The organism is Micromonospora sp. WMMC264 (assembly GCF_027497275.1).
Lineage (GTDB): Bacteria > Actinomycetota > Actinomycetes > Mycobacteriales > Micromonosporaceae > Micromonospora > Micromonospora chalcea.
In genome coordinates this window covers 5724673-5746372 of record NZ_CP114907.1, presented here as the reverse complement: position 1 = coordinate 5746372, position 21700 = coordinate 5724673, and the positions used below count along the sequence as shown (strand labels likewise).

At 73.7% G+C, this 21700-nt stretch carries 24 protein-coding genes; 15 read left to right on the top strand and 9 right to left on the bottom strand.

Features of this window, described 5'->3' with window-relative positions:
* Positions 1-20: 20 nt before the first annotated feature.
* Positions 21-491: a hypothetical protein gene (locus tag O7542_RS25495; RefSeq protein WP_043327603.1), complete on the top strand. Its 471-nt coding sequence runs from the start codon at positions 21-23 to the stop codon at positions 489-491.
* Between the two features lie 182 nt (positions 492-673).
* A complete protein-coding gene (locus O7542_RS25490) occupies positions 674-1285 on the top strand; it encodes a dihydrofolate reductase family protein (RefSeq protein WP_281605309.1) in 612 nt (203 codons plus the stop codon).
* On the opposite strand, the gene O7542_RS25485 is transcribed toward O7542_RS25490, so the two are convergent.
* A complete protein-coding gene (locus tag O7542_RS25485) occupies positions 1264-1770 on the bottom strand; it encodes a GNAT family N-acetyltransferase (RefSeq protein ID WP_281605308.1) in 507 nt (168 codons plus the stop codon). The genes O7542_RS25490 and O7542_RS25485 overlap by 22 nt on opposite strands.
* A 9-nt stretch (positions 1771-1779) precedes the next feature.
* Positions 1780-2175 carry a VOC family protein gene (locus O7542_RS25480; protein WP_064447975.1) on the bottom strand — a complete coding sequence of 132 codons (396 nt, stop codon included), beginning with the start codon at positions 2173-2175 and terminating at the stop codon, positions 1780-1782.
* Positions 2176-2262: 87 nt separating this feature from the next.
* On the opposite strand from O7542_RS25480, the gene O7542_RS25475 reads away from it, so the two are divergent.
* The 4 genes from O7542_RS25475 (at position 2263) to O7542_RS25460 (ending at position 5816) form a co-directional block, all read left to right on the top strand.
* Positions 2263-3156: a LysR family transcriptional regulator gene (locus O7542_RS25475; protein WP_209963909.1), complete on the top strand. Its 894-nt coding sequence runs from the start codon at positions 2263-2265 to the stop codon at positions 3154-3156.
* Positions 3157-3188: 32 nt separating this feature from the next.
* The gene (locus O7542_RS25470; RefSeq protein ID WP_104113407.1) at positions 3189-3755 is read left to right on the top strand and encodes an NUDIX domain-containing protein; all 567 of its coding nucleotides are present in this window, start codon (positions 3189-3191) and stop codon (positions 3753-3755) included.
* A 76-nt stretch (positions 3756-3831) separates the two neighbouring features.
* Positions 3832-4884 carry a MerR family transcriptional regulator gene (locus O7542_RS25465; RefSeq protein ID WP_281605307.1) on the top strand — a complete coding sequence of 351 codons (1053 nt, stop codon included), beginning with the start codon at positions 3832-3834 and terminating at the stop codon, positions 4882-4884.
* Positions 4885-4934: 50 nt separating this feature from the next.
* Positions 4935-5816 (top strand): LLM class flavin-dependent oxidoreductase, encoded by an 882-nt coding sequence (locus O7542_RS25460; RefSeq protein WP_281605306.1) that lies wholly within the window; start codon positions 4935-4937, stop codon positions 5814-5816.
* On the opposite strand, the gene O7542_RS25455 is transcribed toward O7542_RS25460, so the two are convergent.
* Both O7542_RS25455 and O7542_RS25450 read right to left on the bottom strand, forming a co-directional pair.
* Positions 5813-6226 (bottom strand): ASCH domain-containing protein, encoded by a 414-nt coding sequence (locus O7542_RS25455; RefSeq protein ID WP_281605305.1) that lies wholly within the window; start codon positions 6224-6226, stop codon positions 5813-5815. The two genes, O7542_RS25460 and O7542_RS25455, sit on opposite strands and share 4 nt — an antisense overlap.
* Positions 6227-6265: 39 nt before the next feature.
* Positions 6266-6814: a phosphoribosyltransferase family protein gene (locus O7542_RS25450; RefSeq protein ID WP_281605304.1), complete on the bottom strand. Its 549-nt coding sequence runs from the start codon at positions 6812-6814 to the stop codon at positions 6266-6268.
* A gap of 160 nt (positions 6815-6974) precedes the next feature.
* Here O7542_RS25450 and O7542_RS25445 point away from each other — a divergent pair, with 160 nt between their 5' ends.
* The 4 genes from O7542_RS25445 to O7542_RS25430 all read left to right on the top strand — a co-directional run bounded on the left by O7542_RS25445 (position 6975) and on the right by O7542_RS25430 (position 11231).
* Positions 6975-7607, top strand: a complete 633-nt coding sequence (locus O7542_RS25445; protein WP_043327597.1) for a septal ring lytic transglycosylase RlpA family protein — start codon at positions 6975-6977, stop codon at positions 7605-7607.
* A 68-nt stretch (positions 7608-7675) separates the two neighbouring features.
* Complete coding sequence (locus O7542_RS25440; RefSeq protein WP_043327596.1) at positions 7676-8803, top strand: PP2C family protein-serine/threonine phosphatase; 1128 nt, start codon at positions 7676-7678, stop codon at positions 8801-8803.
* 116 nt (positions 8804-8919) lie between these two features.
* Positions 8920-10776, top strand: coding sequence for an acyl-CoA dehydrogenase (locus O7542_RS25435; RefSeq protein WP_043327595.1), 1857 nt, complete (start codon positions 8920-8922; stop codon positions 10774-10776).
* Between the two features lie 185 nt (positions 10777-10961).
* Positions 10962-11231 carry a DUF6458 family protein gene (locus tag O7542_RS25430; RefSeq protein WP_013283345.1) on the top strand — a complete coding sequence of 90 codons (270 nt, stop codon included), beginning with the start codon at positions 10962-10964 and terminating at the stop codon, positions 11229-11231.
* A 9-nt stretch (positions 11232-11240) separates the two neighbouring features.
* On the opposite strand, the gene O7542_RS25425 is transcribed toward O7542_RS25430, so the two are convergent.
* A complete protein-coding gene (locus tag O7542_RS25425) occupies positions 11241-12107 on the bottom strand; it encodes an aldo/keto reductase family oxidoreductase (protein ID WP_281605303.1) in 867 nt (288 codons plus the stop codon).
* A 128-nt stretch (positions 12108-12235) separates the two neighbouring features.
* Between O7542_RS25425 and O7542_RS25420 the strand changes: the two genes are divergently transcribed.
* Positions 12236-12646 (top strand): helix-turn-helix domain-containing protein, encoded by a 411-nt coding sequence (locus O7542_RS25420; RefSeq protein WP_069089160.1) that lies wholly within the window; start codon positions 12236-12238, stop codon positions 12644-12646.
* Positions 12647-12649: 3 nt separating this feature from the next.
* On the opposite strand, the gene O7542_RS25415 is transcribed toward O7542_RS25420, so the two are convergent.
* Entirely contained in the window at positions 12650-13186 is a 537-nt protein-coding gene (locus O7542_RS25415) for a histidine phosphatase family protein (RefSeq protein ID WP_043327592.1), read from the bottom strand.
* Positions 13187-13303: 117 nt separating this feature from the next.
* On the opposite strand from O7542_RS25415, the gene O7542_RS25410 reads away from it, so the two are divergent.
* On the top strand, positions 13304-13594 hold the full coding sequence (locus O7542_RS25410) for a DUF6458 family protein (RefSeq protein ID WP_030500523.1): 291 nt from the start codon (positions 13304-13306) through the stop codon (positions 13592-13594).
* 85 nt (positions 13595-13679) lie between these two features.
* Here the strand turns inward: O7542_RS25410 and O7542_RS25405 are convergent, their stop codons facing one another.
* The gene (locus O7542_RS25405; protein WP_030500524.1) at positions 13680-14357 is read right to left on the bottom strand and encodes a hemolysin III family protein; all 678 of its coding nucleotides are present in this window, start codon (positions 14355-14357) and stop codon (positions 13680-13682) included.
* Positions 14358-14432: 75 nt separating this feature from the next.
* Here O7542_RS25405 and O7542_RS25400 point away from each other — a divergent pair, with 75 nt between their 5' ends.
* From O7542_RS25400 to O7542_RS25390, 3 genes are read left to right on the top strand one after another with little or no spacing between them, the layout of a single operon-like run.
* Complete coding sequence (locus O7542_RS25400) at positions 14433-15047, top strand: allophanate hydrolase subunit 1 (protein WP_069089162.1); 615 nt, start codon at positions 14433-14435, stop codon at positions 15045-15047.
* On the top strand, positions 15044-15907 hold the full coding sequence (locus O7542_RS25395; protein WP_281605302.1) for a biotin-dependent carboxyltransferase family protein: 864 nt from the start codon (positions 15044-15046) through the stop codon (positions 15905-15907). The genes O7542_RS25400 and O7542_RS25395 overlap by 4 nt, the downstream gene beginning before the upstream one ends.
* Positions 15891-16640: a 5-oxoprolinase subunit PxpA gene (locus O7542_RS25390; protein WP_043327589.1), complete on the top strand. Its 750-nt coding sequence runs from the start codon at positions 15891-15893 to the stop codon at positions 16638-16640. The genes O7542_RS25395 and O7542_RS25390 overlap by 17 nt, the downstream gene beginning before the upstream one ends.
* Positions 16641-16700: 60 nt before the next feature.
* On the opposite strand, the gene O7542_RS25385 is transcribed toward O7542_RS25390, so the two are convergent.
* Positions 16701-18533, bottom strand: coding sequence for an NHL domain-containing thioredoxin family protein (locus O7542_RS25385; RefSeq protein ID WP_281605301.1), 1833 nt, complete (start codon positions 18531-18533; stop codon positions 16701-16703).
* Between the two features lie 118 nt (positions 18534-18651).
* Positions 18652-21426, bottom strand: coding sequence for a hypothetical protein (locus O7542_RS25380; protein ID WP_166457380.1), 2775 nt, complete (start codon positions 21424-21426; stop codon positions 18652-18654).
* Positions 21427-21700: the final 274 nt, after the last annotated feature.

The window sequence follows — 21700 nt, the reverse complement described above, 5'->3', positions numbered from 1 at the left end:
CGCGTCTGCGGTTGATCAGGGTGACGACGTCTGCGGTCCAGGTACGGGAGGCGGCCACCGTCGACCTGCCCACGAGTGCGGAGGCAGCCTTCGGCTTCATGGAGGATCCGGCGTCGTCGGTGGCGCTGCACGACTCGACGGAGCTCGGCGTGACGCTGCCCGGCCCGAAGGGAGTCGGCGAGATCCAGGCGTTCGTGGATCGGAGCCCCGGCGGTCGAACGGGCATGATGCACGAGGTGGTCGAGGTGGAACCGGGACGCCGCGCCGTCACCCGCAACCTGACGGCCGGCTGTCCCAGCGGCGGCGTGCTCACCGTTGTGCCGCTCGGGCCCGACTCGTGCCGTCTCACCCAGGAGTTCTGGGCAGAGCTTCCGGCAGGCTCACTGGTGGGCGCCGATGCGCAGGTGCGCCACGAGTACCAGATGTTGCTCGCGGACCTGATGCGGCGGCTCGCCGCCTGGGCCGCTCACGTGCCCCGGGACGCCGCCTAGGTCCAAGGCGGCGAGCACCCCGAAGACAGCGTCCAGGACGGCTTGTCGGTCCGCCGTCACAAGGACGTCGACATCGAGGTGGGAGCCGTGCTCCACGAAATCCATCACGTACACCTCGGCGATGAGTTGCGGGTCGTTGACGGGTCTGACGGGGGACGAGCGGAAACCGGAGGAGCAGACCCATGGGTACGTTGATCGTGACCGAGTTCCTGACCCTCGACGGCGTGGCGCAGGCGCCCGGCGAGCCTGACGAGGACCGCGACGGCGGCTTCAGCCACGGCGGATGGCAGATGCTGCTGCTGGACGACGAGTCCGGCACGGTGATGTTCCAGCAGGCGAGCAGCATGGACGCGCTGCTGCTGGGCCGCAAGACGTACGACATCTTCGCCGGCTACTGGCCGAAGGCGCCGGAGGAGATCCCCTTCACCGGCCTGCTCAACGGCGTGCCCAAGTACGTGGCCAGCCGTACCCTCACCGAGCCGCTGACCTGGGCGAACTCCACGCTGGTGAACGGTGACCTCGCCGAGCGCGTCACCGAGATCAAGGCCCGCCACGACGAGGTGCACGTGATCGGCAGCCTCGACCTGGCGCAGTCGCTGCTGCGCGCCGGCCTCGTGGACCGGCTCAACCTGTGGGTGTACCCGGTGCTGCTCGGCACCGGCAAGCGGCTGTTCGGCGACGGCACGGTGCCGACCGCGCTGCGGCTCACCGAGTCGGTCACCCACGCCCACGGCACGCTCCAGTTGACGTACGAGCCGGCCGGCGCGCCCGCCTACGGCGACGCGGCCGCGTAGGGCACGTCGAGGTCGAGCGTGTGCCGCAGGCCGGGCTCCCCGTCCAGTTCCACCGGACCGTCCGGTACGAAGCCGGCACGCGTGAGCACCGCCAGTGAGGCCGGGTTCGCCAGCGCCGCCGAGGCGACGAGCCGGCGCAGCCCGTACTCGCTGCGGGCCAGTTCGCAGACGCGCCGTACGCCTTCGCCGGCGAGCCCGCCCCCGGCGGCGCGCTCGGCCACGCGGTAGCCCAGCTCGGCGCTGCCGCCTGCGACGTCGACCAGGTTGAAGCGCCCGAGTACGGCGCCGTAGTCGCCGACCAGCACGTGGAAGTGGCAGGTGCCGCGGTCCTGCTCGGCCAGCAGGGCCGCGTGCCGGGCGGCGTAGCCGGTGAAGAAGTCGTCGCCCCGGTCGGGGACGTACCGGGCGAAGTAGGCGCGGTTCTCCCGCTCGAACCGCAGCACGGCGGGCGCGTGGCGGGCGGCGAGTCGTTCCAGCTCCGGCATCGGGCCAGGTTAGGCGTCGGCCGGGTAGGAACGCAGTTCGATTGTGTTGCCGTCCGGGTCGCTGACGTAGATCGAGGTGGCGGTGCCCCGCGCCCCGAAGCGCGGGACCGGGCCGGTCAGCACCGTGAACACCCCGGAGTCGACCACCCGCTGCCAGTCGACCGGCTCCACGACGAGGCAGAAGTGGTCCACGTTGGACCCGGTCGGGTCGCCCGCGATCAGGTCGATGATGGTGCCGGCGTCGATGCGTACGGAGGGGAACGGCACCTCGCCGGCCCGCCACCTGTCGACCCGCACCGGGGCCAGCCCGAGCGTGCCGCAGTAGAAGTCGAGGGAACGCTCGACGTCGCTCACCGAGAGCACGAGATGGTCGAACCCGGTCACCGTCACGAGATCGTTCCGCATGCCGTCAACTCTGGCCCGGCGCGGCGGCGGGACCAACCCCCGATCGCACTACGATCGTTGACTCACGGGCAACGACGGAGGCGCCTTGTGCTGGAGCGGTACGAGATCGAGACGTTCCTGACCCTGGCCGGGGAGCTGCACTTCGGGCGGACCGCCGAGCGGCTGCGGGTGAGCACCGGACGGGTCAGCCACGTGGTGCGCAAGCTGGAACGCCGCATCGGTGCGCCGCTGTTCGAGCGCACCAGCCGGGTCGTCCGGCTCACCCCGATCGGTGCCCGCCTGGCCGAGGAGATGCGCCCGCTGGTGGCCGGCATCGAGGCGGCGGTGCAGCGGGCCGTGGACGCCGGGCGCGGGCTCACCGGCGAGCTGCGGGTGGCGTACGTCGGCGAGTCGACAGCGCCGGTGCTGCTGCGGGCGGTCGCGCTGTTCACCGAGCGTCATCCGGACTGCGAGGTGCACGTGCACGAGGCGCCGCTGGCCAGCACCCGGTCGAGCCTGCTGGACGGCACGATCGACGTCCTGATCGCCTCGTACCCCTTCGACGGCATGGCGAACGGCCCGGTGCTGCTGCGCGAGCGCCGGGTGCTCGCGGTGGCCGCGGGCCATCCGCTGGCGGCCGAGGAGTCGGTGTCGCTGGAGGTGCTCGGCGACCATCCGGTGGTGCAGTACCCGGCGGTGACGTCGACCGCGTTCAAGCAGGACCGCACGCCGGACCGCACCCCGTCCGGCCGTCCGGTGCCGAAGGGCCCAGTGGGTGGCAGCTTCTCCGAGATGCTGGCGCTCGTCGCGCTCGGGCGCGGGGTGCTGCCGGTGGGTGAGCAGGCCCGGCAGTTCTACGCCCGTCCGGACGTGGCCTACGTGCCGATCCACGACGCGCCGCCGATCTGTCGCGGTCCGGTGTGGCCGGCCGGGAACACCACATCCCGGGTACGCGAGTTCGTCCGCGCAGCGGCCGACGCCAACCCGCTGCCGCCGGACTGATCCCGTCGTACCCAGGTGGCAGCATCGGCGGGATGCGGGACGAGATCCGGGCACTGGTCGAGGAACTGCCACCTGGGGACGAGCTGGAGGCGCGGCACCGGGAGGCGGCCTTGACCTGGCTGGCCGGCACGGAGGACATCTTCCGCCGGGCCAAGCCGCGTACGCCGTCGCCACACCTGGTCGCGTACTTCCTGCTCCGCGACCCGGCCGACGGCGCGGTGCTGCTCGTCGACCACCGCCTCGCCGCGATGTGGTTGCCCAGCGGCGGGCACGTCGAGCCGGGAGAGCACCCGGCCGACACGGTGCGCCGCGAGCTGCGGGAGGAACTGGGCGTGTCGGCGGTCTTCGCGCCGCCGTTCGGTGAGCGCCCGGCGTTCCTCACCGTCACCGAGACGGTCGGCCCGCCCGAGCACCGGCACACCGACGTGAGCCTCTGGTACGTGCTGTCCGCGGGCCGTGACCAGCGGTTCACGCCCGACTCGGTGGAGTTCGCGGGCATCCGCTGGTGGACGCCGGCCGAGGTGAACGAGGCGCCGACCGGCACGATCGAGCCGCATCTGGGCCGGATGCTCGCCAAACTGGCGGCAACGACGCCTTGACCCGTCCCCTGCGGCAAGGCCCAGCGTGATCGGTGCCGGTCGCGGTGACCGGCACGAGGAGCGCGAGGGAGGCACGGTGCGACTGCTGACCATCGGGGCGTTCGCCCGCGCGACCGGCCTGAGCGCCAAGGCGCTGCGCATCTACGACGACTGCGGGCTTCTGCCCCCGGCCGCGGTGGACCCGCACTCGGGCTACCGCTACTACGCGCCGGAGCAGGCGGACCGGGCGCGGCTGATCGCCGGGCTGCGCCGGGCGGGGATGCCGCTGGCCGAGATCCGTACCGTCTGCGGCCTGCCGCCCGCGGCCGCCGCGGAGGCGCTCGACGCCTGGTGGCGGCGGGTCAGCGCGGACACCGCGGCGCGCGGCCGGGCCGTCGCGCTCCTCGTCGACACGCTCAGCGAGAGGGGCACCACCATGTCCGAGACGATCTTCCGGTACGCGACGCGCTGCGAAACGGGAACGGTCCGCGACTCCAACGAGGACACCGCGTACGCGAGCGCGGCGCTGCTCGCTGTCGCCGACGGCGTACGCGGCCCGGCCGGGTCCACCGCCAGTGCGGAGGCGGTGGACGCGCTGCGGCCGCTGGAGCAGGCGAACGAGTCGCAGGCCGACCTGCTCGCCGCGCTTGCCGACGCGGTGAGCCGGGCCGACCGGGCGGTACGCGCGCACGCCACCGACGCCGACCAGCCTGCCACCACGCTCACCGCGCTCGTGCGGCGCGGCACCCGGCTCGCGCTGGTGCACGTCGGGGACAGCCGGGCGTACCTGCTGCGCGGCGGTGAGCTGTCCCGGCTCACCCAGGACCACACGTACGTGCAGACGCTCGTCGACCAGGGCCGGCTCACCCCGGCCGAGGCGGGATCGCATCCGCAGCGGGCGCTGCTGGCCCGGGCGCTCGGCGCGGGCGCGGAGGTCGAGGCGGACCTGGCGCTGCGGACCGCGCTGCCCGGCGACCGCTACCTGCTCTGCTCCGACGGCCTCTCCGCCGTGGTGGAGCCGGGCGCGCTGCACGCCGCGCTGACGGAGGCGGACGATCCGGAGAGCGCCGTCGAGCGCCTGGTCGAGCTGGCGTACGCGGCCGGCGCACCGGACAACATCGCCTGCGTGGTCGCCGATCTGGCGGCGTGATCACCGCGACCCGGGTCGGAGTGTCCGACCCGGGTCGTACCCTGGCGGGCATGCGAATCGGCATCGTGATCCTGCCTGACCAGCGCTGGTCGGAAGCACGTCGGCGGTGGGCCCAGGTGGACGAGTGGGGCTTCGACCACGCCTGGACCTACGACCACCTGGGCTGGCGTGACCTGGTCGACGGGCCGTGGTTCGACTCGTGGACGACGCTGACCGCGGCGGCCGGCGTGACGTCCCAGGTCAAGCTGGGGACGCTCGTGGCCTCGCCGAACTTCCGGCACCCGGTGGCGTTCGCCCGGCAGGTGACGGCGCTCGACGACGTGTCCGACGGCCGCGTGCTGCTCGGCCTGGGCGCGGGGGGCATCGGCTTCGACTCGGCGGTGCTCGGCGGCGAGACGCTGCCGCCCCGGCAGCGCGTGGACCGGTTCGCCGAGTTCACCGAGCTGCTCGACGCGATCCTGCGGGAGGACGGCACGACCTGGCGCGGGGACTGGTTCACCGCAGTCGACGCGCGCAACAACCCGGGGTGCGTCCAGCAGCCCCGGGTGCCGTTCGTGGTGGCCGCGAACGGTCCCCGCTCGATGCGGCTGGCCGCCCGGTTCGGGCAGGGCTGGGTGACCATCGGGCAGGGCAGCGACGACGTGGAGAGCTGGTGGCGGACGGTCACGGAGCTGTCCGAGCGGATGGACCGCACGCTGGAGCAGGCCGGCCGTGACCCGGCGACGCTGGACCGCTACCTCTCGCTCGACTCCGCTCCGATGTTCTCGCTGACCAGCGCCGACTTCTTCGCCGAGCAGGTGGCCCGGGCGGCCCGGCTGGGCTTCACCGACGTGGTGACGCACTGGCCCCGGGCCAGCAGCTGGTACGCGGGCGACGAGGCGGTGCTGGTGGAGGCGGCGGCGCTGCTGCCGGAGCTGCGCCGGGTCGGTTAGGTGCCGACGCTGCCCTCGGTGGAGACCACCCGGAACCGGAGGCAGACGATCCGGGTGTCGTCGGTGACCGGCGTGCCCTGCCGGGCCCAGTAGGCGCCGTGGCCCTCGCGCCACTCCTCGATCGACCTGTCGCCCTCGCCCTCGGCGCGGGCGAAGTCCCACGGCACGTCGGCGAAGCGCACCACCTCGACGCCTGTCACCTCCACGACGGCGACGAACCGGTCGTTGTCGTCGACCAGGACCAGTCGCTCGCCGACGTACTCCAGTTCCTCGTTCTCGTCGTCGTACTCCCGCACGAGGCCGGCGGTGGCGGTCTTCACGCCGGAGAGCACGAGGGTGTTGAGCCGGGTGCGCAGCTCACCGGGCGTGCCGAGGGCGAGTGCGCGCAATCCACCGATGCGGGGCCACATGCCGCCGACGCTACGGCACGCTCCGCCACCGCCGGCGGCTCACGGCAGGTCGGCGCCGGTGAGCAGGGCGCGCAGCCTCAGCCGCGCGGCGACCTCGGGCGGGCAGGTCGCGACGAGCGCGGCAGCGCCGACCAGGTCGGCCCCGGCGTCCCGGACGACCCGGCACAGTGCGTCGAGCTGCGCGCCGGTGTCGACCCAGTCGTCGACGAGCAGCACCCGGTCGCCGGTGCCGAGCCGCCTGCTGTCCACGCCGACCCGCAGCCGCCGCCCCCGGTAGTCGGGGGGTGTCTGCGCCCAGCGCGTCGGCCCGGCCCGGCGTCGCTCGCCGCCGTCCTTGTACGCGGGCAGGAAACCGGCTCCGGCGGCGACCGCGACGAGCGGGCCGAGCAGCAGCCCGGTCACCTCGGGCGCGATCACGACGGTCGGGCGGGCGTCCGGAAAGAGCCCGGCCAGCGCCGGGCCGACCTGGGCGAGCACCTCGGGGTCACGCCACCAGCCGGAGGTGTCGCTGACCAGGTGGGTGCTGCCGGGGCCGGGGTCGATCCACCGGAACAGCTCGACCAGGCGACGGTTCAGCACGTTTTCCATCCTCGCGGATCGGTGGGCCGTTCGGCCGATCGAGCGTGGCGTGATCGGCTACACGTACCGGGGTAAATACGGGCATAGCACCATGATCACGTTGACTTCGGAAGTGCTTCTCTCGTTACGGTCCGGGCCGGTTTGTTCAGTTGACGAAAGGACCGGGCCGGTGGCTGCTAGGCACCTTCGTACCCGCAAGTTCTCCTCGCCCGCCGCCATCGCCGCGACCGCGGCGGTCGGCGTGGCGCTCGCGGTCGGCGGTACCGTCGGCGCCGTGCGGCTCACCTCCGCCGAGCCGCCCGCCGAGCCGGTCGCGGTCGCGACGCTGCCCAGCACGCCCGCCCCCACCTCGGCGGCCCCCTCGCCGAGCGCGTCGGCCTCGCCGAGCGCGAGCCTCAGCCCGTCGCCGACGGCCACCGCGAGCCCGAAGTCGAGCCGGACCCAGGCGGCCTCCCGGAGCAAGGCCCGGACCGCCTCCCCGTCGCCGACGGCGAAGAAGACCAGCAGCCCGAAGGTCGTGGACAGCGGCTCCTGCGGCGCGTCCTTCTACGCCGAGGGTCAGATGACCGCGAACGGCGAGTCGTTCAACCCGAACGCGCTGACCGCCGCGCACAAGACGCTGCCGTTCAACACGAAGGTCCGGGTCACCAACCCGGACAACGGCAAGTCGGTGGTGGTGCGGATCAACGACCGGGGCCCGTTCATCGAGGGCCGGTGCCTGGACCTGTCCCGCGCCGCGTTCGCGTCCATCGCCGCCACCGGTCTCGGGCACATCCAGGTCCGGTACGAGGTCCTCGGCTGACCGTCCACTCGGCCAGAACTTCCACGGCCGACGGGCCAGGTTCATTCTCCCGTTCACGTCCATCAGGCATGCTGTCCGATGTACGCACGCAACCCTTCCAGCCGGGCCGTCGCCCGCTGAGCCCCGGATCCCGCGCCGGCCTCGGCGCGGCCCTCGGGCTGCTCGCGATCGTCGCCGCGGCGGAACTGGCCGACGGCCGTCCGGCGCACTACCTCGCGCTGATGGTCATCGCGCCGTTCCTGGCGGCGGCGCTGGCCTCCTGGCGGGTGGTGCTCGCGATGGGCGGGCTGGCCACCGCCGTCGGTGTCGCCTTCGCCCTCGCCGAGCGGGGCACCACGCTGGTGACCGCCGTGAACGTGACAGCCATCGCGGTGGGGACTGTCGTCGCCGCGGCCACGGCGGCGGTACGCCAGCGGCAGGTGGACCGGATCGCGGAGCTGTCCCGGCTCGCCTCGGTGGCCCAGCAGGCGGTGCTGCGCCCGCTCGGACCGCAGGTCGGCACGCTCGCGGTGGCCGCCCGGTACATCTCCTCGACCGCTACCGCCGAGATCGGCGGCGACCTGTACGAGGCGATGGACACCCCGTACGGCGTCCGCATGATCATCGGTGACGTCCGGGGCAAGGGGCTGGACGCGGTCCGCCTGGCCAGCATCGTGCTCGGTTCCTACCGGCACGTCGCGTACGAGCGGGCCGACCTGCGCGCGGTGGTGACCGACCTGGACCGCGCGGTGGCCCGCAACGTCGGCGACGAGGACTTCGTCACCGCGGCGCTGGTCGAGGAGCGCGGCGGCACCCTCACGATCGTCAACTGCGGGCACCCGCCGCCGTTGCTGCTGCGCCGGGGCGCGGTGATCCCGCTGGAGCCGCCCGCGCCCGCGCCGCCGCTCGGCTTCATGCCGGTGGTCCGGCCGCGCGTGGAGCGGCTGGAGCCGGGCGACCGGCTGCTGCTGTTCACCGACGGGCTTGGCGAGGCGCGCCGGGACGGCGAGTTCTTCCCCACCGCCGACCGGGCCTGGCGGCTGCTCGGCCACGGCACCGTCGCCGACGGGCTGGCCTCGCTGGAGACCGCCCTGGTCGAGTGGGTGCACGGCCGGCTCGACGACGACATCGCGCTGGTCCTGATGGAGTACGCCGGCCCGTACAGCGCCACCGCGACGCCGGTGCCGAGCTGGGAGGTCGGCGCCGCCGACGGATGAACGGGAAGTGTGTAATCGCTGTCACTTCCGAGATCCGCTTGTCGTTGCCTACCGGTGAGTAATACAGTCTGGAGTTACTGATCGGTAACACCTGTCCGGAAGCGGGGCCAGCGAGCATGACCCACTACAAGAGCAACGTGCGGGACCTCGAGTTCAACCTGTTCGAGGTATTCGGGGCGGACCGGACGCTCGGCCAGGCCCCGTTCACGGACCTGGACGTCGACACCGCCCGCAGCTTCCTCGGCGAGGTCGACCGCCTCGCCCGCGAGGACCTGGCTGCCAGCTACACGGACAGCGACCGCAACCCGCCGGTCTTCGACCCGGCGACGTTCACCGCGCCGCTGCCGGAGTCGTTCAAGAAGTCGTACAAGGCGTTCATGGACTCCGAGTTCTGGCGCCTCGACCTGCCGGAGTCCCTGGGCGGCACCAACGCCCCGCGTGCCCTCTGGTGGTCGCTCGCCGAGCTGGTGCTCGGCGCCAACGCCCCGATCTGGATGTACGCCTCCGGCCCGTCCTTCGCCCACGTGCTGCACGTCGAGGGCACCGAGGAGCAGAAGAAGTGGGCCCGGCTGTTCATCGACAAGCAGTGGGGTTCGACCATGGTCCTCACCGAGCCGGACGCCGGCTCGGACGTGGGCGCCGGCCGTACCCGCGCGATCCAGCAGCCGGACGGCTCGTGGCACATCGAGGGCGTGAAGCGCTTCATCACCTCCGGTGAGCACGACCTGAGCGACAACATCGTCCACTACGTGCTGGCCCGCCCGGTCGGCGTCGAGGGCGTCGGTGGCCCGGGCACCAAGGGCCTGTCGCTGTTCGTCGTGCCGAAGTACCACTTCGACGCCGAGACCGGCGAGCTGGGCGAGCGCAACGGCGTCTACGCCACCAACGTCGAGCACAAGATGGGCCTGAAGGTCTCGAACACCTGCGAGGTGACCTTCGGCGAGCACGGCGTACCGGCCAAGGGCTGGCTGCTGGGTGAGAAGCACGACGGCATCCGCCAGATGTTCATGATCATCGAGTACGCCCGGATGCTGGTCGGCACCAAGGCCATCGCCACGCTCTCCACCGGCTACCTGAACGCGCTGGAGTACGCCAAGAACCGGGTGCAGGGCGCCGACCTCACCCAGATGGCCGACAAGACCGCGCCGCGGGTGACCATCACCAACCACCCGGACGTGCGCCGCTCGCTGCTGCTGCAGAAGTCGTACGCCGAGGGCCTGCGCGCGCTCGTCTGCTACACCGCGACCTGGCAGGACAAGGTCACGATCGCCGAGGCGGCCGGTGACGAGAAGGCCACCAAGCTGGCCAAGCGCGTCAACGACCTGCTCCTGCCGCTGGTCAAGGGCGTCGGTTCGGAGCGGGCGTACGAGCTGCTCGGCCACGAGGCGCTGCAGACCTTCGGCGGCTCCGGCTTCCTCCAGGACTACCCGCTGGAGCAGTACGTCCGGGACGCCAAGATCGACACCCTGTACGAGGGCACCACGGCGATCCAGAGCCTGGACCTGATCTTCCGTAAGATCGTCCGGGACAACGGCAAGGCCCTGATGGCGGTCGCCGCCGAGATCCAGGAGCACATCACCTCCGAGGCCGGCAACGGCCAGCTCAAGGAGGAGCGGCAGGCGCTCGGCAAGGCGCTCGCCGAGATCCAGAACATCCTCGGCGTGATGACCGGCTGGCTGGGCGAGGCCCAGGGTGGCGACACCCGCGCCCTCTACAAGGTCGGCCTGAGCAGCCGCCGGTTCCTGCTCGCGATCGGCGACCTGGTGGTCGGCTGGCTGCTGCAGAAGCAGGCGGACGTGGCGCTGAAGGCGCTGGCCGGCGAGGTCTCCGCGGCCGACAAGTCCTTCTACACCGGCAAGGTCGCCGCCGCCCGGTTCTTCGCCCGCGAGGTGCTGCCCCGCATCGGCGCGGACCGGCGGATCATCGAGGGCACCGACCTGGAGATCATGGACCTCCCGGAGGAGGCTTTCTGAGCCCTTCCGGGGGCTTTCACCCCTGAAGCGTCACTCTCCCCCTCATGACGACGGCCGGCGGGCCCCAGCCCGCCGGCCGTCGTCGTGCGTGCGCTCCGGGCGGATAGGCGGCCCGGTGGCGGGTAACCGTCGCGGACCACGACCGGAGTACGCCCAAGGCCATCGCACGGGGGAGTGCAGCGCACATGGGCATTGGTAGCGCCATCTTTCTCATCGCGCTCGGCGCGATCATGACCTTCGCCATCCGGGCCAACGTCTGGTGGATCGACCTGCGCGCGGTCGGCTGGGTCTTCATCCTGGCCGGGCTGGGCGTCCTGCTGACCACGCTGTGGTTCTGGCAGGACCGCCGCAAGCGGGCCCGCACGCTCATCGTGGAGGAGAACCGGCTCTCGCATCCGACCGCGATGATGCCGCCGCCGCCCGACCCGCCGCCGCCGACGGCGCCGCCGTCCTGACGCCGCGTCTCAGCGGCCGATCCGGTCCAGCTCGGCGAGATCCTCGCCGGAGAGGGCCAGCCCGGCGCCGGCGACGTTCTCGCGCAGGTGCGCGACGGACTTGGTGCCGGGGATCAGCAGGATGTTCGGGGAACGGCGCAGCAGCCAGGCCAGGGCGACGCCCATCGGTGTCGCCCCGAGGCGCGCGGCCACTGCCGACAGCGCCGAGGACTGCAGCGGGGTGAAGCCGCCGAGCGGGAAGTACGGCACGTAGGCGACGCCCTGCCGGGCCAGCTCGTCGATCAGGTCGTCGTCTGCGCGGTGCGCCAGGTTGTAGTGGTTCTGCACGCAGACGATGGGCGTGATGGCCTGTGCCTCGGTGACCTGTTCCGGCGTCACGTTGCTCAGGCCGAGGTGGCGGATCAGACCCTCCCGCTGGAGCGCGACGAGCGTCTCCAGCGGCTCGGCGAGTGAGCCGGGCTGCGGGCCCGTGGCGTCGCCGAGCCGCAGGTTGACCAGGTCGAGCCTCTCCAGGCCGAGCGTCTCCAGGTTCTCCCGGACCTGCCGGCGCAGGCTGCGCGGGTCGCGCGCGGTGGGCCAGCCGCCCTGCTCGTCCCGGTCCGCGCCGACCTTGGTGACGACGTGCAGCGACTCCGGGTACGGGTGCAGCGCCTCCCGGATCAGCCGGTTGGTGACGTACGGCCCGTACGCCGCGCTGGTGTCGATGTGGGTGATGCCGAGCGCGACCGCCTCGCGCAGCACCGCGAGGGCGCCCTCGTGGTCCGCCGGTGGTCCCATGACCCACTGGCCGGCGAGCTGCATCGCGCCGTAGCCGAACCGGGTCACGGTCAGGTCGCCCAGCGTCCAGGTGCCGCCGGGAAGGGTGGTGGGGGCCATGCGTGTACCTCTCGTCGTTACGCGACGCCGCCGGGTCGCGGCGGCCGCCCTCCACTATCCGGGTGTTACTTTCTCGTGGGAAGTAGGCACCTGAAAGTGCGTAGCTCACCGGGCGGCAGGAGCAGAAGATGAGCAAGGCCGAGTACGACGCGTTCCTGGCCGGGTGCCCCAGCCGGCAACTGCTCGACCGGATCACCGACAAGTGGGTCGCACTCGTGCTGGCCGCGCTGCGCAGCGACGGCTCGCACCGGTTCGGGGCGGACTGCGCGGGCGACCCACGACCGAGGCGATACTCCGAGCTGTTCCGCACGCTGCCCGGGGTCAGCCAGAAGATGCTCACCCAGACGCTGCGCGCCCTGGAGCGCGACGGTCTGATCACCCGCACCGTCGAGCCGACAGTGCCGGTGACGGTCACCTACGAGATGACCGACCTCGGGTTCTCCCTGCACGAGACGATCCGCGGCCTGAAGTCCTGGGCGGAGGCGCACATGGACGACGTGCTCGCCAACCGGGCGGCGTACGACACCCGCGTCGGGTGAGTATCAGGCGCGGGCGGTGTGGCGGCCGGTGATCGGCGCGGTTCCCGGCCCGAGGTCGGCCCAGCGGGTCGTCGGCCGGTGCACCACAAGGTCACTGGTCCGCAGCCCGTCCGGGTCTGCCCGCTGCGGGTCGAGCAGCGCCGACAACAGTGAGATCCCCGGATTGTGGGCGACCAGGAGCACGGTGCCGGCGGTCGGCTCGACGGTCCACAGCAGCTCCAGCAGCTGATCCGGAAGCGCGTCGTACGCGCTCGCCTCGTACCGCACCGCGGGCGCCGAGCCCGCCGGACCGCTCTCCGTCGGCGAACCGCTCATGCCCATCGCCGCGTCGTGCCAGGTCTGCCGGGTACGCCGGGCGGGCGAGCAGAGCACCACGTCGGGGAGCAGCCCGTGCCGGGCCAGCCAGGCCCCGGCGGTGGCCGCGTCTGCGTGCCCCCGCGCGGTGAGTGACCGCTCCACGTCCGGGAGGTCCCCGGACGGCTCGGCCTTGGCGTGCCGCAGCAGCACCAGCGTCCGCTGCCCGTTCCTGCCGTCCGTCATACCGCCCAGCTTGCCTGATTGACGATCAAAGCGCCTGGGTATGTCGATGTGTGCCGCTACCTCATCCATGGCCGCGGCGGGCAGGAAACGCCAGCAGGACGCCAAGGAGGCGACGTCATGGGCATCGGTGCCAGCATCTTTCTCATCGCGCTCGGCGCGATCTTCGCGTTCGCCGTCGACGCCAATCTGGGATGGCTGAACCTCAACGTGGTGGGCTGGGTGCTCATGCTCGCCGGCGTCGCCGGCCTGCTCACCACGCTGTACTTCTGGAACAGCCGCCGCCGGGTCGTGGCCGCGCCGGTGCGTGAGCGGGTCGTCGCCGAGCCGGTCGCACCGGTGCGGGAGGACCGCGTCGTACGCGAGGAGTACCGCGAGGTGCGTGGTCCGGGCTCGGGTTACCCGGCCTGATCCCGTACCCCCGAACCCGAGGGCCCCGCAACGGCGCGGGGCCCTCGCGCGTGTCCGGGGCCGGTCCGGCGCGGCGCGACTCGGCTCAGGCGAACAGGGCGAAGTAGATCGCGATGTGGTGGCAGATCGCCGCGACGAGCGTGCAGGCGTGGAAGAACTCGTGGTGCCCGAAGACCGTGGGCCACGGGTTCGGGCGGCGCAGCGCGTAGAACACCGCGCCCACGCTGTAGATCGCGCCGCCCACCGCCAGCAGCACCAGCGCGGTGACGCCGCCGGAGTGCAGGATCTGCGGCAGCATGGCCACCGCTACCCAGCCGAGCGCGAGATAGAGCGGGGCGGAGACCCAGCGCGGCGCGTGCGGCCAGATCAGCTTCACCGCCACGCCCGCGATCGCGCCGCCCCAGACCAGGCTCAGCATGATCGTGGCCTGCCGGGTGTCCAGCAGCAGCGCGCAGAACGGCGTGTAGGTGCCGGCGATGAACACGAAGATCATCGAGTGGTCCATCCGGCGCATGATCTGGTAGCCGCGTTCGGACCAGACCCGCCGGTGGTAGAGCGCGCTGGTGCCGAACAGCCCGCACACGGTGAAGCTGTAGATCAGGCAGCTCACCAGCGGCGCCCAGCCGGGACGGCCGGCGGCGATCGAACACAGCACGATGCCGCAGACGAGAGCGGCGAAGAACGCGTATGCGTGCAGCCAGCCGCGCATGCGCGGCTTCCCGATGTCGGCCGGCCGGAGCCGGAACGGTGCGGATGTGGTCACATCAACAGGTTACGACAGCGTAGGTTACTTGCAAGTAGTGTGGACCGTCACGTCAGCCGACGGGAGGATGACCGGATGCGGATCCGGCCGGTCGGGACCCACGCCCTGCTGCTCGACTGCGACGACCCCGAGCAGGTCGAGGCATGGCGAGCCGAACTGTGGCACCGGCGCGCGAGCGGCGAGCTGACCGCCACCGAGATCGTCCCGGGCGCGGTCACCGTACTGCTCGACGGCGTACCGGACCCGTCGGCCGCCGCCGACCGGATCGCCGGCTGGCGGCCCCGGACCGGCGGCCCCGGCGCGACCACCGCCGAGGTCCGGGTGCCAGTCGTGTACGACGGCGAGGACCTGCCGCGCGTCGCCGCCCACTGGGACACCGACGTGCCCGCCGTGATCGACCGGCTGCGGCGTACCGAGTTCCGGGTCGCGTTCTGCGGATTCGCGCCCGGGTTCGCGTACCTGACCGGGCTGCCGCCCGAGCTGGCAGTGCCCCGGCTCGCCACACCGCGTACCCGGGTGCCGGCCGGCTCGGTCGCGCTCGCCGGCCCGTACGCGGGCATCTACCCCGCCGCGTCACCCGGCGGCTGGCTGCTGGTCGGCCGGACCGACCTGCCGCTGTTCGACGTGCACGCCGACCCGCCGGCCCGGCTCACCCCCGGCACCCGGGTCCGGCTGGTCGACACGCCGTGATCGAGGTACTGCGGGCCGGGGCGCTCACCACCGTGCAGGACCAGGGCCGACCGGGGTGGGCGCACCTCGGCGTACCCCGCTCCGGCGCGCTCGACCCGGCCGCCCTGCGCCTGGCCAACCGCCTCGTCGGCAACCACGAGCATGCCGCCGGGCTGGAGATCACCATGACCGGCTGCGTGCTGCGCTTCACCCGGGCCGTCGCGCTCGCGCTCACCGGTGCCCCGGCCGACGTGGTCGTCGAGTGGCCGGCCGGGGACACCCGGCCGGGCGACGTGGGACTGCCGCTCGCACTACCGGCGGGCGCGGTGCTGCGCGTCGGGCCGGCCCGGGCCGGCGTACGCACCTGGCTGGCGGTCAGCGGCGGAATCACCGTCGAACCGGTGCTCGGCAGCCGATCCACCGACACGCTCTCCGGGCTCGGGCCGCCTCCGCTGCGCGACGGGGACCGGCTGCCACTCGGCACCGCGGACCGGCCGCCGCCCCCGGTCGACCTCGCCGTCACCCGGCCGGTCCCGGACGAACTGCGGCTGACCGTGCGCCCCGGCCCCCGGCAGGACTGGTTCACCCCGCAGGCGCTGGACCTGCTGTGCGGCACCGCGTACACGGTGAGCCCGGACAGCAACCGGGTCGGCGCGCGGCTGGCCGGCGCGGCGCTGCCCCGCGCGGTCGCCGGCGAACTGCCCAGCGAGGGCCTGGTGCTCGGCGCGGTGCAGGTCCCGCCGGACGGCCAGCCGCTGGTCTTCCTGGCCGATCACCCCACCACCGGCGGCTACCCGGTCGTCGGAGTGGTGGACGACGTGACAGCGTTCGCCCAGGCCCGGCCAGGCACTACGGTGACGTTCCATGGACCTCAACGCTGACCTGGGCGAGGGATTCGGAAGCTGGCGGCTCGGCGACGACCACGCGCTGCTCGACCTGATCAGCTCCGCGAACGTCGCCTGCGGCTTCCACGCCGGCGACGCGGCCACCATGCACCAGGTCTGCGCCGCCGCCGCCGAACGCGGCGTCGCGGTCGGCGCGCAGGTCGGCTACCGGGACCTCGCCGGCTTCGGTCGGCGGCACATCGCGTACGACTTCGCCGAGCTGCGCGACGAGACGATCTACCAGCTCGGCGCGCTCGACGCCTTCTGCCGGCTGTACCGCACCCGGGTCCGCTACCTCAAACCGCACGGCGCGCTCTACCACGCGGCGGCCCGCGACGAGGCCCAGGCCGCCGCGCTGGTGGCCGCGATCAGCGGGTACGACCACGAGCTGCCCGTGCTCTGCCAGCCCGGCAGCGTGCTCGCGCAGCTCGCCACCGGCGCCGGCCTGCGGGTGGTGGCCGAGGGGTTCGCCGACCGCAACTACCTCCCGAACGGCACGCTGGTGCCGCGCAGCTCCCCCGACGCGCTGGTGACCGACCCGGAGCAGGTGGCCGTCCGGGCGGTACGGATGGCCGTCGAGCAGACGCTCGTCGCCGTCGACGGGACGGTGATCGCCTGCCCGGTCGAGTCCATCTGCCTGCACGGGGACACGCCCGGCGCGGTGCGGTGCGCGGAGCTGGTCCGCGCCGCGCTCATCGACGCGGGGGTCACGCTCACTCCGTTCGCGTGAAAGGAAGGGCCCCTTCTTAACGCCTCCGGTAGAGAAAGGGGCCCTTCTTAACACGCGCTGTCAGGCGTCCATGCCACGCAGGACCAGCGGCACGCGGGTCGCGCCGCCGGTGACCACCCGGACCGGCACGCCCCAGTCCTGCCGCGTCAGGTGACAGGCCGCGTGCTCCACGTCGGCGTCGCACGTCGCCGCCTGGGCGGTCACCTGCAGCACCCCCTGCGCCACGTCGCCGCTGACCACCAGCCGGCGGGACAGGTCGGTGGTCGTGCCCGCGCCCTCGACCAGCAGCTCCGGCGGGGACGCCGAGACCACCAGCCGGGTCGACGGCCCGTACGTCTCGTCGAGCTTCTGCCCCGGCGCCGGCGTGAAGATCACGTCCAGGGTCAGCTCCCCGGCCGCCACGTCGGTCGGCTTGCGCTCCAGCCGGTGCCGGGGGCCGTCCACCGTGTTCGCCCCGGCCGACGTCAGCGCGCCCGGCGCCAGCCGGGTCAGGCGGTGCGCGGCCGACTCGACCACGAGCACGTCGCCCTCGCCGGTCAGCACCAGGTCGCTCGGCTCGGCCAGCCCGTCCGCCACGGTGCCCACCTGGCCGGTCTCCGGGTCGAAGCGGCGCACCGCCCCGTTGTACGTGTCGGCGATCAGCACCGAACCGTCGGGCAGCGCGCACACGCCCAGCGGGTGCTGGAGCAACGCCTGGTCGGCCGGGCCGTCGACGTGCCCGAAGTCGAACAGGCCCTGACCGACTGCGGTGTGCATCACACCGTCTTCGACCCACCGGATCGCGCTGGTCTCGCTGTCGGCCACCCAGAGGCGGGCGCCGTCGGCCGAGACGGACAACCCGGACGGCTGGGCCATCCACACGTCCGGCAGCGGGCCGTCGCGCAGCGCCTCGACTGTGGTCCCGGCGTACATGCCGGCGGTCCGCTTGATCGGGTCGAACCACCAGAGCTGGTGGATGCCGGCCATGGCGACGATCACCCGATCGCCGTACCAGGCCACGTCCCACGGGGACGACAGGTCGACGGCGCGGGCGTCGTGCGCGTGGTCGTCGACGGTCGAGCGCCACTGCCGCCCGGTGCCCGCGATCGTGACCACCTCGCCGGACGACAGCCGTACGCCGCGCAGCAGGTGGTTGACGGTGTCCGCGACGACCACGTCGTAACCGGCGACCTCGGCCACGTGCGGCGGCAGCAGGCAGAGCCCCTGCGGCTCGGCGAAGGTGGCGGCGGAGGCCGGGCCGTCCGTACGGCCCCGGGAACCGGCGCCGATGCGGCGCACCACCGTCTCGCCGTCGGCGGCCAGCTCGACCAGTGAGTGCCGGGCCGAGTCGCTGACCAGCAGGTTCCCGCCGTCGAGCGGCAGCGCCTTGCCGGGGAACCGCAGCACGGTGTCCGGCTCGGCCGGCGGCACGTACGGGCCCTCGCCCCGGTGCAGCGTGCCCTTCGCCTCATGGGTGGCGATCAACTCGTCGATCAGCCGCGCCAGCCCTTCGGCGTGCCCCTCGCCGGCCATGGTGGCGACCACGTAGCCCTCCGGGTCGACCACGGCCAGGGTCGGCCACGCCTTGGCCGCGTACTGCTGCCACATGTCCATGTCGGCGTCGTCGAGCACCGGGTGGTGCACGCCGTACCGCTCGACGGCCGCCGCCAGCGCCGCCGGGTCCTTCTCGTGCTCGAACTTCGGCGAGTGCACCCCGATCACGACCAGGACGTCGCCGTACTTCTCTTCGAGCGGGCGCAACTCGTCCAGCACGTGCAGGCAGTTGATGCAGCAGAAGGTCCAAAAGTCCAACAAGACGATCTTGCCGCGCAGGTCGGCCAGCGTGACGGCCTTGCCGCCGGTGTTCAGCCAGGCCCGACCCCGCAGTTCCGGTGCCCGTACGCGCGCGCTCATGCCCCCATCGTGCCGCACCGGCCGGGTGCGCTCGCGGCGAACCCGGGGTGAACAGAGGCACACCGGAACGGCGCGGAGCGCCCACCCGGTGAGGGGTGGACGCTCCGCGTACGTGTGGTTACTGGCCGGCCGGCTTCAGGCAGAGCACTCGGGTGGTCCCGCCGTTCTCGACGGAGACGGTGGGCTGCGTCAGATCGGCGCACTTGTCCTTGTTGTCCACCTTCGACACCACGCTGAACGCGCCCTGCTCACCGCAGTCGGCGGGAACGGCGGTCTCGCCGGACTGCTTGACGCAGGAACCGACCGCCGGGTCGAAGCCCGCCGGCTTGTCGTCGCCGACCTTGCCGAGCAGCGTGAGCAGACCGAGCGGTACGGCGAGGATGAGCACCGCCGCGATCAGTACGGCGGCCAGCACCCGTCCGTTGCGTACCTTCGGCGGGGGCGCCTCGGTCTGCGGCTCGGCGGCGTCCGGCTTGAACGCGTCGAACCGGCCCTGCTCCGGCTCACCGGACGGCGCGTCCTGCGACCAGGCCGGCGGGGCCTGCTGTGCCGGGAAGGGGCTCGTCTCGCCCGGCCGGCCCTGGCCGGGCACCGCGACGGAGGCGCGCCCACCGGCCGGCGGGCCGAACTGGTCCGGCTGGCCGCCGAACGGCTCGGGCCGGCCGGCCGGGCTGCCGAACGCATCCTGGCGACCGCCCTGAGGGCCACCGAACGGGTCCTGATGGCCGCCGGGCGGGCCGAACGGGTCCTGGCTGCCACCCGGGGTGCCGTAGGGGCTCTGCGGGCCGTCGAACGGGTCCCGGACCGCGCCGGGCTGCTCGCCGCCCGGGTGCACCCCGTTGGCGGGGCGGGTGTTGGCGGGCGGGTCCATGAAGGACGGCACACCGGCCGGGAACGGCGGCGGCGCGGCCGGCGAGGACGGCGGTACGACGGCGTACCCGTGCGGCCCGTCGGCGTCCTCGGTCCGGGACTGCGGGCCGGGGAAGCCGTTGTCCGGGCCGAATCCGGACGGCCCGTCCTGCTCGGGGAAGCCGTGACCGTCCTGCTCGGGCGTGTCCTCGGGCTCCGGGCGGGCGGGCCGGCCGTACACCCGGGGCTGCGGCGCCGGGGTGCCGGTCGGCAGGGGCTGGTCGGACGGCGGGGTGACCCGGCTGGTCACCGGGACCGACGCGCTGGCCGAGACCGGGCCGCCCTCCGGAGAGGTACGCGGGCCGGGCACGGAGGCCGACTGCGACTCGCCCCACGCGCCGTCACCGCGCTCCGGCTCGTACCCCTGGGGTTCGGCCGGCGCGGGCGGCTGGTCGGCGGGCGGCGACGCGGCGAGCGCGGCTCCGGGCACGCGCTGCTGCTGCGCCGGCAGCGGCACCGCGTTGCCGGGCGAGATGCCCGGCGCGGGAGCGGGCTGGTACGCCGGGGCGGAGTCCTCGGAACGGCCCCACGCCTCGGCGGGCGACCACGGCTCGGCGGCCGGTACGGCCGGGCGGTCGTTCTGGTTGCCGCCCCAGCCGGCGTCGGGCGCCGGTACGGAGACGCTCGCGCGGGCCGCCGGAGTATCGACCGGTGCGGCGGCACCCCAACTGGGCTGTGCCGGCTCCTCGGCCGACCGGCCGCTCTCCTGCTGCGGCACGGACGCGGCGCCGCTCCAGGCGCCGGCCTGCTCCTCGGAGTCACGCTGCTGCGGTACGGCGGGGGCGCCCCAGCCACCGGGCTGCCGGCCCTGGTCCGGCTCACCCCAGCCGCCCGGCTGTGCCGCCTCGGCGGGGCCGGCGGCGCGGCCCGCGGCCCAGCCGCCGGAGCGGTCCGGGTCGTCGGGGCGGGCGGGCTCGTCCCAGCCACCCGGCCGGTTCTCGGCCTGCGGGGCGGGCCATCCGCCGTCGTGCTGTCCACCGGTCGGACGCCAGCCGCCGGAGCGGTGCGAGTCGTCCTCGCCAGCGGCGGAGCGGTTGTCCTGATCGGACTGCTCCGGAGTGGACCACGCGTTGTCCGGCCGGGTGACGCCGGGCACCGAGACCGCGGCGGCGGCACGGGCGGGCGGGTCGGCCGGCGGCCAGGTGGCGCCGGTCTGCTGACCCGGAGGTGCCCAGGCCGGCTGGCTCTCACGCGGCGTCCAGCCGCCGGAGCGGCCGGGGTCGTCGGCCGCGGCGGGCTGCTCGTCGCGCGGGTTCCAGCCGCCGGAGCGGTTCGGATCGTCCGGCGGCGCGGCGGTGGACCAGCCACCGGCGTGTCCCGGGGCGTCGTCGTGCTGCCCACCGGTGGGCGCGAAGCCGCCGGAGCGGTGCGGGTCGTCCGGCGGGGCGGGCGTGACCCAGGTCTCGTTCGGCACGGTGGCCGGGGCGGGGACGTAACCGGTGCTGCGGGCGGCCGGGTCGCCGGACGGCGACCGGGCCGGCTGCTCACCGGAGCCCCACCCCTGGCGGTTCTGCTCGGCGGCCCAGGCCGGCGCCGTCGGCTCGACCGGGCTGCCCGGCGGCGTGGCGGCCCACGCGGGCGGCGCCGGGTCGGCGGCGCGGTCCGGGCCGGGCTGCTCCTGAGCGCCCCACACGGGACTGCCCTGGGCGGGACCGGCCCAGGCGGGGGCGCCCTGGTCGGTGCCGCCCCAGGCGGGCTGCTGCCCACGGTCGGCGGGCGGTGGGACCTGGGCGGTGGCCCGGCCGGTCACCGGCTGGCCCGCGGGCGGGGCCCAGGCGGGGGGCTGTTCGTCGTTAGCGGCCCAGGCCGGGGCCGGCTGCGCGGGCCGACCGGCCGGCGGGGGCGGCGCCCAGCCGAGGTCGGGCGCTCCGTTGTACCCGTTGTCCTGCTGCGCCGGCTGATCGCCGTACGGCACCGGTCCGCCGGTGCCCGGCGACACCTCGCCCGGCTCCTGGCCGGGGCGGTGCGGAGCCTCGGACGTCATGGGTGCGCCTCCTCCATCACAGGTCGGCCGCCGATGCCGGTCCGGGGAACCGTCGGCATGGCTGCCGGCGTCGCCGGCGGGTACCGGCCGTGCGGGCTCCCCGCACCGTATCCGGTGGTTGCCCGGAGCCGCCCGGGGGAGCATCGGCCGTCACCGAAAGTCACCGGACGACGTCGATGGGTTTCACTTGCCCGCGTCGGCCCGGAACCACCGGTTGGCGACCGTGCCAACCGTACCGGGCGGTGCGGCGAGGTGGAATCCCGGTGCCGACCGA

Coding starts and splice junctions, on each gene's coding strand:
- O7542_RS25415 (WP_043327592.1), bottom strand. CDS start 13,186: ATGACGGACGGCAGGAACGGGCAGCGGACGCTGGTGCTGCTGCGGCAC.
- O7542_RS25430 (WP_013283345.1), top strand. CDS start 10,962: ATGGGCATTGGTAGCGCCATCTTTCTCATCGCGCTCGGCGCGATCATG.
- O7542_RS25485 (WP_281605308.1), bottom strand. CDS start 1,770: ATGCCGGAGCTGGAACGACTCGCCGCCCGCCACGCGCCCGCCGTGCTG.
- O7542_RS25400 (WP_069089162.1), top strand. CDS start 14,433: ATGCGGATCCGGCCGGTCGGGACCCACGCCCTGCTGCTCGACTGCGAC.
- O7542_RS25470 (WP_104113407.1), top strand. CDS start 3,189: ATGCGGGACGAGATCCGGGCACTGGTCGAGGAACTGCCACCTGGGGAC.
- O7542_RS25480 (WP_064447975.1), bottom strand. CDS start 2,175: ATGCGGAACGATCTCGTGACGGTGACCGGGTTCGACCATCTCGTGCTC.
- O7542_RS25425 (WP_281605303.1), bottom strand. CDS start 12,107: ATGGCCCCCACCACCCTTCCCGGCGGCACCTGGACGCTGGGCGACCTG.
- O7542_RS25380 (WP_166457380.1), bottom strand. CDS start 21,426: ATGACGTCCGAGGCTCCGCACCGCCCCGGCCAGGAGCCGGGCGAGGTG.
- O7542_RS25440 (WP_043327596.1), top strand. CDS start 7,676: ATGCTGTCCGATGTACGCACGCAACCCTTCCAGCCGGGCCGTCGCCCG.
- O7542_RS25385 (WP_281605301.1), bottom strand. CDS start 18,533: ATGAGCGCGCGCGTACGGGCACCGGAACTGCGGGGTCGGGCCTGGCTG.
- O7542_RS25460 (WP_281605306.1), top strand. CDS start 4,935: ATGCGAATCGGCATCGTGATCCTGCCTGACCAGCGCTGGTCGGAAGCA.
- O7542_RS25390 (WP_043327589.1), top strand. CDS start 15,891: ATGGACCTCAACGCTGACCTGGGCGAGGGATTCGGAAGCTGGCGGCTC.
- O7542_RS25435 (WP_043327595.1), top strand. CDS start 8,920: ATGACCCACTACAAGAGCAACGTGCGGGACCTCGAGTTCAACCTGTTC.
- O7542_RS25410 (WP_030500523.1), top strand. CDS start 13,304: ATGGGCATCGGTGCCAGCATCTTTCTCATCGCGCTCGGCGCGATCTTC.
- O7542_RS25450 (WP_281605304.1), bottom strand. CDS start 6,814: ATGGAAAACGTGCTGAACCGTCGCCTGGTCGAGCTGTTCCGGTGGATC.
- O7542_RS25420 (WP_069089160.1), top strand. CDS start 12,236: ATGAGCAAGGCCGAGTACGACGCGTTCCTGGCCGGGTGCCCCAGCCGG.
- O7542_RS25455 (WP_281605305.1), bottom strand. CDS start 6,226: ATGTGGCCCCGCATCGGTGGATTGCGCGCACTCGCCCTCGGCACGCCC.
- O7542_RS25490 (WP_281605309.1), top strand. CDS start 674: ATGGGTACGTTGATCGTGACCGAGTTCCTGACCCTCGACGGCGTGGCG.